Annotated in this window: 12 protein-coding genes; 10 read left to right on the forward strand and 2 right to left on the reverse strand. The window is 41.0% G+C overall.

The features are described from left to right. Positions 1–123 precede the first annotated feature (123 nt). The 7 genes from xerD to C9J38_RS11680 all read left to right on the forward strand — a co-directional run bounded on the left by xerD (position 124) and on the right by C9J38_RS11680 (position 8,803). On the forward strand, positions 124–1,020 hold the full coding sequence (gene xerD, locus C9J38_RS11650) for a site-specific tyrosine recombinase XerD (protein WP_107207252.1): 897 nt from the start codon (positions 124–126) through the stop codon (positions 1,018–1,020). A gap of 160 nt (positions 1,021–1,180) precedes the next feature. Next, positions 1,181–1,909 (forward strand): bifunctional protein-disulfide isomerase/oxidoreductase DsbC, encoded by a 729-nt coding sequence (gene dsbC, locus C9J38_RS11655; protein ID WP_107207253.1) that lies wholly within the window; start codon positions 1,181–1,183, stop codon positions 1,907–1,909. A gap of 114 nt (positions 1,910–2,023) precedes the next feature. Then, complete coding sequence (gene recJ, locus C9J38_RS11660; protein WP_107207254.1) at positions 2,024–3,748, forward strand: single-stranded-DNA-specific exonuclease RecJ; 1,725 nt, start codon at positions 2,024–2,026, stop codon at positions 3,746–3,748. A 179-nt stretch (positions 3,749–3,927) separates the two neighbouring features. After that, a protein-coding gene (gene prfB, locus C9J38_RS11665; RefSeq protein WP_105059510.1) for a peptide chain release factor 2 occupies positions 3,928–5,026 on the forward strand; the annotation gives its coding sequence in 2 pieces (ribosomal slippage) (positions 3,928–4,002 and positions 4,004–5,026; 1,098 coding nt in all). Positions 5,027–5,058: 32 nt separating this feature from the next. Further along, positions 5,059–6,564, forward strand: coding sequence for a lysine--tRNA ligase (gene lysS / locus C9J38_RS11670; protein WP_005369658.1), 1,506 nt, complete (start codon positions 5,059–5,061; stop codon positions 6,562–6,564). Positions 6,565–6,902: 338 nt separating this feature from the next. After that, positions 6,903–8,222, forward strand: coding sequence for a sigma-54 dependent transcriptional regulator (locus C9J38_RS11675; RefSeq protein WP_107207255.1), 1,320 nt, complete (start codon positions 6,903–6,905; stop codon positions 8,220–8,222). A gap of 338 nt (positions 8,223–8,560) precedes the next feature. After that, positions 8,561–8,803: a hypothetical protein gene (locus tag C9J38_RS11680; RefSeq protein WP_107207256.1), complete on the forward strand. Its 243-nt coding sequence runs from the start codon at positions 8,561–8,563 to the stop codon at positions 8,801–8,803. 58 nt (positions 8,804–8,861) lie between these two features. Here C9J38_RS11680 and C9J38_RS11685 read toward each other — a convergent pair whose 3' ends face one another. Then, on the reverse strand, positions 8,862–9,896 hold the full coding sequence (locus C9J38_RS11685) for an NADP(H)-dependent aldo-keto reductase (protein WP_107207257.1): 1,035 nt from the start codon (positions 9,894–9,896) through the stop codon (positions 8,862–8,864). 164 nt (positions 9,897–10,060) lie between these two features. Between C9J38_RS11685 and C9J38_RS11690 the strand changes: the two genes are divergently transcribed. Further along, positions 10,061–10,363: a DUF6482 family protein gene (locus C9J38_RS11690; protein WP_107207258.1), complete on the forward strand. Its 303-nt coding sequence runs from the start codon at positions 10,061–10,063 to the stop codon at positions 10,361–10,363. A gap of 26 nt (positions 10,364–10,389) precedes the next feature. Here C9J38_RS11690 and mutH read toward each other — a convergent pair whose 3' ends face one another. Continuing rightward, positions 10,390–11,070: a DNA mismatch repair endonuclease MutH gene (mutH, locus tag C9J38_RS11695; protein ID WP_107207259.1), complete on the reverse strand. Its 681-nt coding sequence runs from the start codon at positions 11,068–11,070 to the stop codon at positions 10,390–10,392. 622 nt (positions 11,071–11,692) lie between these two features. On the opposite strand from mutH, the gene rppH reads away from it, so the two are divergent. Together rppH and ptsP are read left to right on the forward strand one after the other, a co-directional pair. Continuing rightward, complete coding sequence (gene rppH / locus C9J38_RS11700; RefSeq protein ID WP_005369648.1) at positions 11,693–12,211, forward strand: RNA pyrophosphohydrolase; 519 nt, start codon at positions 11,693–11,695, stop codon at positions 12,209–12,211. A 59-nt stretch (positions 12,212–12,270) separates the two neighbouring features. After that, positions 12,271–14,517 carry a phosphoenolpyruvate--protein phosphotransferase gene (gene ptsP / locus C9J38_RS11705; RefSeq protein WP_107207260.1) on the forward strand — a complete coding sequence of 749 codons (2,247 nt, stop codon included), beginning with the start codon at positions 12,271–12,273 and terminating at the stop codon, positions 14,515–14,517. Positions 14,518–14,540 lie beyond the last annotated feature (23 nt).

A 14,540-nucleotide genomic window follows, 5' to 3' on the forward strand; every position in this document is an offset into this window, starting at 1 on the left:
TTCACTTATTGTCTGTTGTAATAAGCCTCGTTACTTTTGCTTTAAAATATTCTATGATGAATGAAAGTACTGTGTTTCTATCCATGTGTTAAAGCTTTGCTAACACAGATTTTGGAGTGAAAAATGGAAAACGATGACGTTATTATCGAACGTTTTCTGGATGCGATGTGGATGGAGCGAGGATTATCTGAAAATACCTTGTCGTCTTACCGCAATGATTTAACCAAGCTATTACGCTGGTTAAAACAAGAATCACGTAATGTCATCAGTGTTTCAGTTGATGATTTACAGCGTTATCAACAATGGTTATTTGATAAAGATTATAAGCAAACCTCACGTGCACGTATGGTTTCTGCTATTCGCCGTTTATTTCAATATTTACATCGTGAAAAGATGCGTGATGACGATCCGAGTGCGATGCTAGTGACACCTAAATTACCCAAACGCTTACCCAAAGATTTAAGTGAAGCACAAGTGGATGCGTTATTAGAAGCGCCCGATGTTAATGATCCGATTGAACTGCGCGATAAAGCGATGCTTGAATTGTTGTATGCAACAGGCTTGCGTGTAACCGAGCTTGTGACATTAACTATGGAAAATATTAGCTTGCGCCAAGGTGTCGTTCGCATTACTGGTAAAGGTGATAAAGAGCGATTAGTCCCGATGGGAGAAAATGCTGTCGATTGGATTGAACAATTTATTGATACGGGGCGTCCGCAACTGCTGGGAGAAAAAAGCTCTGATGTGTTATTTCCGAGTCGTCGAGCAAGACAAATGACCCGTCAAACGTTTTGGCATCGGATTAAACACTATGCTGTTTTAGCGGGAATTGATGCAGAAACATTATCACCTCACGTGATGCGTCACGCCTTTGCAACGCACTTATTAAATTACGGTGCTGATCTTCGTGTGGTACAAATGTTGCTTGGACATAGTGACCTATCAACCACACAAATTTATACCCATGTTGCAACGGAAAGGTTAAAACAATTACACCAAACTCACCATCCTCGCGCATAATTGTGAGAGAGTGTTAGGTAAATTCGTGAATACTGTTTGCGTTCCGTTAGAGTTGACTTATTCTTGCCTAGCAAATGAGAGTAGAAAATTTGAAACTATTTTACGATGAATTAGGTCTCATAAAGATTGAGAGTATCATCATTAATTAAGGATAAATTAAATGCACTTTATCAGCCGAACAATTGTGGCAACAGCGGTTGCTTTAACGGCTTTTTCAGCGGCAGCGAAGCCAGATGAAGCGGCGATTAGTCAGCAACTTGCGAAAGTCGGCTTAACCCCTTCATCGATTGAAGCGTCTCCGATTTCAGGATTAAATGAAATTATGACAGAGCGTGGCATTGTTTATGCTTCTGATGATGGTAAGTATTTTGTCGTTGGTCACTTATACGAAAATAATGGTGCGCAGCCTGTTAACTTAACAGAGCAAAAAATGGCAAAAATGAACAAGGATAAAATTGCAGCGATGGAAAAAGACATGATTGTCTATCCTGCAAAGAACGAAAAATATGTCGTTACCGTGTTCACCGATACAAGCTGTGGCTATTGTCGTAAATTACATAATGATATCAAAGGTTATAATGATGAAGGCATTACTGTTCGTTATTTAGCCTTCCCTCGTGGTGGTGAGCGTTCTGGCAACTTTAATCAAATGAGTGCGATCTGGGGTGCTAAAGATCGTGCAAAAGCGATGGATGATGCGAAGAGCGGCAATTTTGATACAAGTAAGATCACACCTCGTCCAGATTTAGTGCGTGCACAATACGAGCTTGGTGTTGCAATGGGTGTGAACGGTACGCCTGCTATTATTCTCGCTGATGGTACGATGATCCCTGGTTATCAGCCGCCTGCAGCATTACGTCAGCTACTTGATAGCCAACCAAAAAGCTAATTTAGCGTCGTAGATGATGGAATAATAGAAAGCCTGAGCATTATGTTCAGGCTTTTTTGTTATAGGCTATTTCGTTACTATGAAAAGATAATAATACTGATAAGAAGCCTGATTATGATTGAAATTAAACGTCGCCCTTTAGCAGATACTGAGGGGTTCTCAGATCAAATCCCTCCGATCTTACAACGTATTTATGCTAGCCGTGGGATCAAAAATGATGCTGAGTTAGAGCGTAGTGCCAAGGGGCTACTTAATTACAATCAGCTTCATGGTATGACTAGCGCAGTTCAGTTGTTAGTGGATGCGCTTTTGCAAAACACACGAATTATCATTGTTGGTGATTTTGATGCTGATGGCGCAACAAGTTCAGCATTATCTGTGCTAGCGCTTCGTATGCTCGGCTGTAAAAATGTTGATTATTTAGTACCTAACCGTTTCGACGATGGATATGGCCTGAGCCCTGAAGTGGTTGAACAAGCCATTGAACGTGGCGCAGAGCTGATTATGACCGTGGATAACGGAGTTTCTTCGATTGCTGGCGTTGCGGTAGCGAAAGAAAAAGGCTTGACCGTATTAGTTACCGATCACCATTTGCCAGGCGATTGTTTACCGATCGCTGATGCGATTGTTAACCCAAATCTTAATGAGTGTGGGTTTCCATCTAAAGCGCTGTGTGGTGTCGGGGTAGCTTTCTACCTCATGCTGGCACTGCGCGCTGAATTACGTCAGAGAGGTTGGTTTGAACAGCAAGGTATCGCCATGCCTAATCTGGCTGAATTACTGGATTTAGTCGCACTGGGAACTGTTGCTGATGTCGTTGCACTTGATGGCAATAATCGTATTTTAGTGCATCAAGGCTTACAACGTATTCGTGCGGGTAAGTGTCGACCTGGTATTCAAGCGCTAATTGAGGTTGCCAATCGCGATCCGGCGCGTTTAGTGACCAGTGATTTAGGGTTTGCCTTAGGGCCTCGCATTAATGCCGCAGGACGATTAGATGATATGTCGTTTGGGGTTGAACTCCTGTTGTGTGACAACATTCAATCAGCGCGTCGTATGGCATCAGAGCTAGATGGCTTAAATCAGACTCGAAAAGAAATAGAGCTGGGCATGAAAGATGAGGCCTTAGCGATTTGTGAGCGTTTGAAGTTTAATCAGCAAGATATGCCTTATGGTTTAGTGCTCTTCCAGCGCGATTGGCACCAAGGTGTGATTGGTATTTTAGCCTCACGTATTAAAGATAAATATCATCGTCCTGTGATTGCTTTTGCCGATGCGGGGAACGGTGAAATTAAAGGCTCATGTCGCTCAATTCCTGGATTACATATGCGTGATGCGCTAGATCTGGTCGATACCCAAAATCCTGGGATGATTTTGAAATTTGGTGGTCACGCGATGGCGGCAGGACTTACTATCCCTGAAGATAAATTAGATACTTTTAGTAAAGCTTTTGATGCGGTGGTTCGTAATGTACTTGATGAAGAAGCGCTAAAAGGGGTATTGATGACAGATGGTGAGTTAGGCAGTCATGAATTAAACCTAGATGTGGCTGAAATTCTTCGTGCTGGTGGTCCTTGGGGACAACAATTTCCTGAGCCAGCCTTTGATGGTACTTTCCGATTATTGCATCAAAAGTTAGTGGGCGGGAAACACCTTAAGATGATGGTAGAGCCGCTAAGTGGCGGTAGCGTAATTGATGCGATTGCTTTTAATGTTGATGTGAAACGTTGGCCTGATGCATCGGTTCAACAAGTTGAATTGGTTTACCGTTTAGATGTTAATGAATACCGAGGCAATCGCAGTGTGCAATTGATGATTGAACATTTGAACGCGAAATAAGTATTATTTTCATTTTTTGATAACGAATATCTTAGTGGCGAGGTTTTCAAGGCTGATTAAGCCTAGAATCTCGCCATTTTATTATTAATTTTCTTATAACCTTTCTCTCCCTCTGTATATTCTATCTACAATTCGATAGAATCTTTCGGTTATGTCCATTTCGACAATGAAGAGTGGCAATGTTCGAGATTAATCCTATTAAAAACCGACTTGAGGATGTGTCAGCACGTACTGATACCCTTAGGGGGTACCTTTGACTACGATGCTAAGAAAGAGCGTCTAGAAGAGGTAAACGCAGAATTAGAGCAACCAGATGTATGGAATGAACCTGATCGCGCACAAGCGTTAGGTAAAGAGCGTGCATCACTGGAAGCGGTAGTTGAAACCATTGACTTACTAGATCAAGGCGTTGAAGACGTTGAAGGTTTATTAGAGCTGGCGGTGGAAGAAAACGATCAAGAAACATTTGATGAGATTGAACCTGAGTTAGCTGAGCTTGAAGCTAAGTTAGCTAAGTTGGAATTTCGTCGTATGTTTGCAGGCGATCACGATGCGTCTGATTGTTACCTTGACCTTCAAGCAGGTTCAGGTGGTACAGAAGCACAAGATTGGACTTCAATGATGCTACGCATGTATTTGCGTTGGGCTGATGCCAAAGGTTTTAAAACCGAAATCATTGAAATCTCTGATGGTGATGTTGCCGGTCTGAAATCGGTTACCGTTCGAATCAGTGGCGAGTATGCTTATGGCTGGTTACGTACTGAAACAGGTGTTCACCGTTTAGTGCGTAAGTCACCGTTTGATTCAGGTGGTCGTCGTCATACTTCTTTTGCTTCAGCATTCGTTTATCCTGAAATTGATGACAATATCGTGATTGATATTAACCCATCAGATCTACGTATTGACGTATACCGTGCATCAGGCGCGGGTGGTCAGCACGTTAACACCACGGAATCTGCGGTACGTATTACCCACCTTCCAACTAACATTGTGGTGCAGTGTCAGAACGATCGCTCTCAGCATAAAAACAAAGATCAGGCAATGAAGCAGTTAAAAGCGAAATTGTTTGAATATGAAATGCAGAAGCAAAATGCTGAAAAGCAAGCCAGTGAAGATACCAAATCCGACATTGGTTGGGGTAGTCAAATTCGTTCATACGTATTAGATGACTCCCGCATTAAAGATTTACGTACTGGGGTGGAAAATCGTAACACCCAAGCAGTACTGGACGGTGATTTAGACCGTTTTATAGAAGCAAGCCTGAAATCAGGTCTTTAACCGAATTCCGGTAAAAATTTAAGGGTTACCCCATGACTGATCAATTACAAGATGAGAATAAGCTGATTGCTGAGCGTCGCGCTAAATTAGATATGATCCGCGAAAACTGCAAAGCAAATGGCCACCCCAATGATTTCCGTCGCGATAGCTTAGCGGCAGATCTCAATGCAAAATACGGTGAAATGACCAAAGAAGAGCTTGAAGAAGCGGGTCATGTATTTGCAATCGCGGGTCGTATTATGGCTAAGCGTGGTCCTTTCTTAGCTATTCAAGATGTATCTGGTCGTATTCAAGCTTACGCATCAAAAGATGTGCAGAAAGAGCTAAAAGAGAAGTATTCAGGCTTAGATATCGGTGACATTATCGGTATTAAAGGTGCTCTTCATAAGTCAGGTAAAGGTGATCTTTACGTGAATATGGATGAGTACGAGCTGCTAACAAAAGCACTGCGTCCTTTACCTGAAAAATTCCATGGCTTAACTGACCAAGAAATGCGTTACCGTCAGCGTTACGTTGATCTTATCGTTAACGACGATTCACGTCATGCCTTTGTGGTTCGTTCAAAAGTGGTATCTGCGATCCGTAGCTTCATGGTAACGAAAGGCTTCATGGAAGTTGAAACACCAATGATGCATGTGATCCCAGGTGGTGCAACAGCACGCCCATTTATCACACACCATAACGCACTCGATATCGATATGTACTTACGCGTTGCACCAGAGCTTTACCTTAAGCGTCTAGTGGTTGGTGGTTTTGAGCGTGTATTCGAAATCAACCGTAACTTCCGTAACGAAGGTCTATCTCCTCGTCATAACCCTGAATTCACCATGATGGAATTCTACATGGCGTACGCAGATTACAACGATCTGATGGATCTGACAGAAGAAATGCTAAGCAGCATTGCGATTGACGTTCTTGGTTCTTCTAAAATGCCATACGGTGAGTTTGAAGTTGAATTTGCAGGTCCATACACACGTATGAGCATGCTAGATGCTATCAAGCAGTACAACCCAGAGCACGCAGAGATCCAAGCATTAACTTACGAAGGCGTTGCTGATCGTGAGCTAATGGTGAAGATTGCTAAGTCTGTACACGTTGATGTTGAAGATTTCTGGACTTGTGGTCAGTTGCTAGAAGAGATCTTCGGTGAAACCGCTGAACCTCAACTGATGCAACCGACCTTCATTACTGAGTACCCAGCAGATATTTCTCCACTTGCTCGTCGTAACGATGAAAATCCATTCATTACAGATCGTTTTGAATTCTTTATCGGTGGTCGTGAAGTAGCGAATGGTTTCTCTGAGCTTAACGATGCACAAGATCAAGATCAACGCTTCAAAGCGCAGGTTGATGCTAAAGATGCGGGTGATGATGAAGCAATGTACTACGATGCAGATTACATTACTGCGCTAGAGCACGGCTTACCACCGACAGCGGGTCAAGGTATTGGTATCGATCGCCTAGTGATGTTATTTACCAATACACACACAATCCGTGACGTGATCCTATTCCCAGCAATGCGTCCTCAAAGCAACTAGTTCTAAGCTCTGATATAAAAAACCACCGCTAAGCGGTGGTTTTTTTTGCTAAAAACAAAACTGAATAACCATTTCCTTATATTTAATGGTGCTATTTTTTAATTTGTTGCATTAAAAATGAATGTGATTTTTAGAATAATTCATTAAGATTGTGATGTATTTCGATAAAATGTAACTTTTAAGATAAAAAATAGATGCATACTTTGAATTTAATAGTAAACATGTTGCTCACTGGTGTGGCGTACATATAGTATTGTTAAGTATTTGGTGCGGTTACTATTAATACACATTAAAACAACAGTCGTGCTACGTAATAACGTTATCAAGGGCGATTAGGGATGGATAAACGAAATAAGATCGGGGCAGCGAATTCAATTGTTGTCTTTGGCGGAGTAAATCAAAAGTGGCTTCCATCAATGGAGGCGGCTGGGTGGTCATGTCACCGTTGTTATGATTTACGCGCAGCAGAATCTTTATTGTTAGAAATGGGCCCCTGTGTAGGTGTTGTAGATCTAAGTAATGATGATTTCAGTTTGCATAGCTTAGCCGCACTTGTGAATCGTAATAAGCAAGTACGCTGGATAGCGATTGTGCGTGATGAACAATTAAATAATGAAGCAATAAGTCAATTAATTGTGAATTTTTGCTTAGATTATTTTTCTACTCCTGTTCCTTGTGAGCGACTAAAGCAAACCATTGGTCACCAAAGTGGAATGCTAGCATTAGAACGTCAAGTTTGGCCTCAGTTAGGCCAGTTTGGGCAACAAGGCTTGCAAGGCAATACGCCAGTGATGAAGAAACTTCGTGATCAAGTTAAGCGTGTTGCATTAAGTGATGTACCTGTTTTAATCAGTGGTGAAATTGGTACTGGAAAATTAGTAGTAGCAGAAGCCTTACATCAAGCTTCGGTTCGAGCCAAAAAGCCGCTAGTACGTGTTAATTGTGAAAATTTACAAGCCGGGTGGATAAATGAGGTTGGACAAAATTCTTATCTCGATTATGCCAATAACGGTGTGTTAGTACTTAATGAGTTTACTTTACTTGCAGATGATCGAAAAAAAGAAGTACTGAAAATACTCAGTGATGGTGTCTATTATCATCCTGATGGCAGTATTTTAACGTTAGATATCCGTTTTATAGCCACCAGTAGTCACAATTTTGAAGATCTATCAGAGTTAGATACATTAACCCGTGATCTGTATTTTAGATTAAATGTGGTGTCACTAACGGTACCTGCTTTACGTGAAAGAGGCGGGGATATTGTATTACTAGCAGAGTTTTTACTCTTAAAATATGCTAGGCAATATAATAGTGTTGTTAAGACGTTTTCTGAACAAGCCAAAGCGATGTTGCTTCAATATCAATGGCCTGGCAATGTCCGTGAATTAATTAGTCAAATCAAGCGTTCTGTATTACTGGTTGAAACTAAGTGTATAGAAGCGGAGCATTTAGACATTCCCCGAGTGACTGAAGATAAGCAAAGTTTAAAGAAAATTCGTGAAGAATCGGAACGAACGGCATTATTAACAGTATTAGAAAATAACAAAGGTCAAATCTCTGCAGCAGCGAGAGAATTAGGTGTATCTCGCGCCACTATGTATCGATTGCTGAATAAACATGACTTGATCCCACCTCCTCGTTGTTTCCGCCAAGGTTAATATCATTTAACGTTGATTGATTAATACAACAGCGACTGCAAGGTGGCTGTTTTTTTAGATCTAAATATCATTCTCTCTACCAATACTACATAAATGTTTCTGCTGATATTTCATGAAAATATTGGTTTTAAATTAGTCTATAGCGAATAAAAGTAGAGTCTTATAGCATAAAAACATGCAGTTACATTGATGGCATAAATTTACTTGTTATATGTTAATGATTCGTTAGTATTGGTTTTAAGCATATCTTTCCAATTTGAAAATGTCCGATCCTTTAGCAAAGAACAGCGACATGGTTAGAGTGTGAATCTTAATTTAAAGCCAAGGAGAATGTCATTATGCGCCAGTCTGTGTATATCCGATTTGCTATTTTTTTAATCCAACAAGATGTGAAACGAGAAGAGGCGTTATGGCGACATCAGCAACGTCGAGTCAGTGTCTATTTACCTGTTCTTTCCCCTCACTTAATGCGCGATGTGGGGGTTGAAAGTGATGGACGTATTGCATTGAGTCATCTTGTTCATGCCGAGCGTAAAGTTCGTCATCTCAGACGAACATTAAGATTTAGACACAACACGTAAGGAGTAAGGCCAGCAAGTATTTTTACTTGCTGGCCAACCGTTACGTAATACTCAAACACTAAGGGCAAGGGTTTGAGTATTGAATACCAACTCGCTCTAAATCTGTCATAACTTCTTCAGAAAGCATGAGATCAATACTGTTTATATTGTTTTCTAACTGCTCTAGTGTAGTGGCACCGATGATATTTGCCGCAACAAAAGGACGTTGGTTAACAAACGCGAGTGCCATTTGGACGGGATCAAGTCCGTGCTTATTAGCGACATCAATATAAGCTTGTGTGGCTTGAATACCTTGCTGATTAAAATAGCGTGAAAAGCGAGGAAACTCAGTGCATCGCGCCCCTTTAGGCTTGGCATTATTTAAATATTTACCGCTTAATGCGCCAAAAGCTAACGGGGAATAGGCGAGTAGCTCTACACCTTCATGATGGCTAATTTCAGAAAGTCCGACTTCAAAACTACGGTTAAGTAAATTGTAGGGATTTTGAATGGATACGATTCTTGGTAAATTGTGTTTTTCTGCGAGCTGCAGATAAGACATGACTCCCCAAGGGGTTTCATTGGAGACGCCGATATATCTGATTTTTCCTGCTGTGACTAACTCACTTAATGCCTCTAGTGTTTCAATTAACGTAACACCACAATGATCTTCTTCATAATGGTAGTTTAACTTACCAAAACAATTGGTTTGCCGTTGAGGCCAGTGCAGCTGGTAGAGATCGATATAATCGGTTTTTAAGCGTATTAAACTATCATTCACCGCATCATGAATATGACGTCGATTAAGCGACATATTGTCACGAATATAAGGCACATTACGGGGGCCTGCCACTTTTGTTGCAATCACAACTCTATCTCGTAATTGTGTTTTTTCTAGCCAATTACCAATATAACTTTCTGTTAAACCTTGGGTATTAGCATTCGGCGGGACGGGATACATTTCCGCAGTATCAATGAAGTTGACGCCATGCTCAAAGGCGAAATCTAATTGGCTATGGGCTTCATCCTGATTATTTTGTTCACCAAAGGTCATGGTACCGAGGCAGATCTTACTGATCTCTAAACTAGAATGCGGGATTGTATGGTATTTCATTCGCTGTCCTTGCCATTAATGTCTTTTATTTGACTATAGCTTGAAGTGTTTGGACTGAGAAGTGCATTAAATATGAAATGAATATTATATTACGAACTTGATAGGAGGAGAAAACTGACACATAGTTAATGTTAGATCTTTTATTTTTTTAGTGTAGATAAACAATGAAGCTATCTCAATTAAAGCCGTGGCTTAAAGCATCACCGAATAAGATCCCACATTGTGTATTAACCTGTTATGCGGGATATTCTGATTATCTGATGGAAATTGAATATAAGCATCAGTTACAGCCACTTAAAGATGAGCAAGATAACTTACTGCATTTTAAGACGATTGAGCAGGCGCAGGTATTATTGAAATCTATTGGGATCAGTAATATGACGTTACGTTTAACTGATCCCTATGATGAATTCTTACCGGAAGGGCTCACGGCTGCTTGTGAAGAAGATATGGTGTTGCATTTTTAGTCCCGCGGTTTAACGCAGCACATAGCTTAAATAAAGTATCGAGCTAAAATTTCTGCCGTGAAGTGTGTTTTTAAATAAAAACCACGAGGTAAGGTTTTGATAGGCTGTCCATTTGCGCCGTAAGCTTCTGTGAGTACTTTGCTATTTGCCGCTTTGGGTCGTAATTGCAGTACCTCGCCATGGCGTGCTGTGATGTGCTCGACTTGGCCGAGTACGATCATATCCATTAACTCTTCCCAGTCTTGTTTTAACTGCGCATCTTCGTCTATCGATGGACTCCATATTAACGGTGATCCAACATGGCGTTCTGCTAAGGGAATATCACGTTCACCTTCGACAGGGATCCATAATACCCGTGAGAGCTTATGACGAATATGACTGGTTTCCCATCGTAATCCTTGTACCCCAATTAAAGGGGCGACACAGACAAATGTGGTTTCTAATGGTTTGCCATTATAGCCAATAGGGATCGTTTTAAGTTCAATCCCAAGATCGATAAAGTCAGGAACGGGCTTACTTCCCGCTGTTGCACCTAAATGCCATTCCAACAGCTGCCCAACCCATCCTTTATCTCTTTTTAGATCTGCAGGTGGAATAATGCCAGCAAGATCGGCTAATTCTCCAAGCGTTAACCCTGCTAGTTGTTGGGCTCGATAGAGGAGTTCGTGTTCAGTGAGAGGGGGGGATGGTTGCTCAGGCTTTGGCATAGTGCTACGCGATGATCATGATCTAAAATAAGAAGAGTCAAGATCATAACATAGCTTTTTCCTGTTTGAATGGATAAATCTAGAGAAAAGGATCATTTTAAAAGATATCCACAGATTATTTTTATTAAATATTTATTTTGATGCTAACTGTTTAAATAGACAGGCTTAAGTTGGTGTTTTATTCATCTTGATTATCTTGTGTTCGATCATTTTTATTGTATGGTGTGGATAAAGTCAGAATTGATTGATCTTTAACCGATCGTTTTTTTGAGATGTGAATATTCTATTTTTTAAAATTTATTATGTATCTTTATTGATTTTAATATTTTGATTTTTATGTGTTTTTCGTTTTATCTTTTGACGTTTTATTGCTATTTATCAAATGATAATTACATATAAAACCGAGGTTTTTTTATCTTCTGCACAAATCTATCCACAGAAAGAGTGAATAAATGTGGGGAATGTCTCATTTAGATGTTTATAACCTCTAGTAGAGAGAGGAGTTATCCCTAATTTGAGGTTTAGTTAGGAAAATATCACGATCTGATCGAATCTTTGTTTACCGATCACGTCTACTATGAAAAAATCACTATTAATAGATATTTATACTTGAGGTCGTCCAGTGATTGATGGCGATGGATACCGCCCTAATGTAGGGATCGTTATCTGCAATAGCCATGGCCAGGTATTTTGGGCTCGACGATATGGACAACATTCTTGGCAGTTTCCGCAAGGTGGTATTGATGATGGTGAAACACCAGAGCAAGCCATGTTCCGTGAATTGTACGAAGAAGTAGGATTAACCAAAAAAGATGTCAGGATAATTGCGTCAAGCCGTCATTGGCTACGTTATAAATTACCTAAACGTTTAGTGCGGTGGGATTCGAAACCTGTTTGTATCGGGCAGAAACAGAAATGGTTTTTGTTGAGCTTGGAGTGCGATGAGTCCAAGGTCAATATGCAGCGAGGTGCTACTCCTGAATTTGATGGGTGGCGATGGGTAAGTTATTGGTATCCAGTCCGACAGGTCGTTTCGTTTAAGCGTGATGTTTACCGTCGCGCACTGAAAGAATTTGCACCTGTAGCCATGCCTTTTAAAGAATGGAAAGAGCGAAAATTCAAGCGTAATAATAAAAAGTAAATAAGGTAATACAGTAATATAGAGGTTCTTGGCAATATAGAAGGATAATAAGGCTCGTTATGCTGACACAGCTTAGAGATATAGTTGACAAGGTTGTCAGCGCCCAGACCTTGATTGAAGCGCTAGATCAATTAGTGATGAGCACTTGTCAGGTCATGAAAACAGACTGTTGTTCGGTCTATATTGCTAATCATGAGCGTCAGCTTTATACATTGATGGCAACGCAAGGGCTGCATAAATCGCAGCGGCGTGTAAGTTTACGCTTTAATCAAGGTCTAGTAGGCCTTGTAGGGCGTAGTGCTGAGCTTGTTAATGTTGCTGATGCTCGTGTACACCCCCATTTCAAACATCTCCCGGGGATCGGAGAAGAATCTTTTCGATCTTTTTTTGGGACTCCTATCATTCATCAGCGCCAAGTTCTTGGTGTTCTTGTTATACAACAACGAGAAAAGCGGGAATTTAATGAAAGTGAAGAATCTTTCTTAGTTACCCTTGCCGCTCAATTATCAGGTATTTTGGCTCACGCGAAAGCACAAGGAATGTGGTTTGAGCAAGGGAATAAATTACACCTTACTGGATCTGCGGCTTCTGCTGGTGTTGCTGTTGCTAAAGCATGGTGGGACGATACCCAACCGCTATTAGAGCATGTTGCTCCCACGTCTTGCCTTGATGTGAATTTTGAGCAAGAACGTTTAGCTATTGCGATAGAAGCGGCCAGTACAGAGTTTCGACGTTTACGCAAACGTTTTGATAGTGAACTGCAAAAAGAAACCCTCGCCATTTTTGATTTATTCAGTCATTTACTCAATGATCCTATGCTGCGCAAAGATCTGAAAGCCCGGGTTGCTTGTGGTGATCAGGCTGAATGGGCTGTGCGTCAAGTGGTCGAATCTTATTCCGCTCGTTTTGCGAATATGAAAGATCAATACCTTAAAGAGCGTGCACAAGATATTCGCGAGTTAGGCCAGCGCTTATTGTTCTTTTTACGTGATGAAGAAGTCGATGAGTTGCAGTGGGATGAACCTGTGGTGCTATTAACTCGAGAGTTAACCGCAGCAATGCTTGCAACAGTCCCTTTAGGAAAGTTAGCTGCGGTTGTTGCTCAAGAAGGTGCCGCTAACTCACATGCTGCTATTTTGTCTAGAGCACTCGGTATCCCTGCTATTATGGGGGTCGACTTTGTTCCTCATATGGTACATAACAATTTAGTTATTGTTGATGGTTATCGTGGTGACTTTCTTGTTAACCCTAATCGTCATGTATTAATTGAGTATCGTCGTTTATTGCGGGAAGAGCATGAACTAGCCAAAACCGTTGAAGGTGATCAGGATAAAGAAGCCTATACCAAAGATAATCAACGGATCATGGTGCACTTAAATGCGGGTTTAAGTGCCGATACCAGTATTGCGATTAATAAAGGGGTCGACGGGGTCGGCTTATATCGCACTGAAGTGCCTTTTTTACTGCAACGTAGCTTCCCTTCAGAGGATGAACAAATTAATCAATATCGTTCTATTTTGCAGACTTATCCCGAGCAAACCGTTGTGATGCGAACGCTCGATATTGGAGGCGATAAGCCGTTACCGTATTTAACGATAGAAGAAGACAATCCCTTTTTGGGTTGGCGTGGGATCCGTTTTACCTTAGATCATCCCGAGATTTTTTTAATTCAAGTTAGAGCGATGTTACGTGCCAGTATTGGCTTGAATAATATGGACATTTTGCTCCCTATGATCTCAGGGATAGCTGAGCTTGATGAAGCCAAAATATTAATTGAGCGCGCCTATCAGGAAGTGTCAGCGCAATATGATGGTGAATTAAGAAAACCTCGCTTAGGTATCATGATTGAAGTACCGTCAATGCTTTATCAACTCCATGCGTTAGCCGATAAAGTTGATTTTATTTCAGTGGGTAGTAATGATTTAACTCAATATTTGCTTGCCGTGGATCGTAATAACTCTCGGGTCGCCAGTGTTTATGATGCGCTTCATCCTGCTGTTTTAAATGCGTTAAAACATATTATCGATAGTGCAGAGCGGTACCAAATTCCAGTTTGCGTTTGTGGTGAATTAGCAGGAGATCCGATAGGTGCAATTTTATTAGTCGGAATGGGGTATCGATCATTGAGTATGAATACCCGTAATGTAGCCAAAATAAAATATATATTACGTCATGTGTCAGCACTTGATATGACGCAATTGGCGGATGATGTTCTCGCGGTACATTTATCTTGTGAAGTAAGAGAGAGAACAACGTTATTTGTCGAGCAGCATGGTTTAGGTGGGTTTATCCGCGCAGGTAAGTAGAACACTCTTTTATATTGGTTACG

Origin of the sequence: Photobacterium sp. GB-210, from assembly GCF_003026075.1 — a bacterium.
Lineage (GTDB): Bacteria > Pseudomonadota > Gammaproteobacteria > Enterobacterales > Vibrionaceae > Photobacterium.

Coding starts and splice junctions, on each gene's coding strand:
- C9J38_RS11685 (WP_107207257.1), bottom strand. CDS start 9,896: ATGAAATACCATACAATCCCGCATTCTAGTTTAGAGATCAGTAAGATC.
- xerD (WP_107207252.1), top strand. CDS start 124: ATGGAAAACGATGACGTTATTATCGAACGTTTTCTGGATGCGATGTGG.
- ptsP (WP_107207260.1), top strand. CDS start 12,271: ATGCTGACACAGCTTAGAGATATAGTTGACAAGGTTGTCAGCGCCCAG.
- recJ (WP_107207254.1), top strand. CDS start 2,024: ATGATTGAAATTAAACGTCGCCCTTTAGCAGATACTGAGGGGTTCTCA.
- mutH (WP_107207259.1), bottom strand. CDS start 11,070: ATGCCAAAGCCTGAGCAACCATCCCCCCCTCTCACTGAACACGAACTC.
- C9J38_RS11690 (WP_107207258.1), top strand. CDS start 10,061: ATGAAGCTATCTCAATTAAAGCCGTGGCTTAAAGCATCACCGAATAAG.
- lysS (WP_005369658.1), top strand. CDS start 5,059: ATGACTGATCAATTACAAGATGAGAATAAGCTGATTGCTGAGCGTCGC.
- C9J38_RS11675 (WP_107207255.1), top strand. CDS start 6,903: ATGGATAAACGAAATAAGATCGGGGCAGCGAATTCAATTGTTGTCTTT.
- dsbC (WP_107207253.1), top strand. CDS start 1,181: ATGCACTTTATCAGCCGAACAATTGTGGCAACAGCGGTTGCTTTAACG.
- C9J38_RS11680 (WP_107207256.1), top strand. CDS start 8,561: ATGCGCCAGTCTGTGTATATCCGATTTGCTATTTTTTTAATCCAACAA.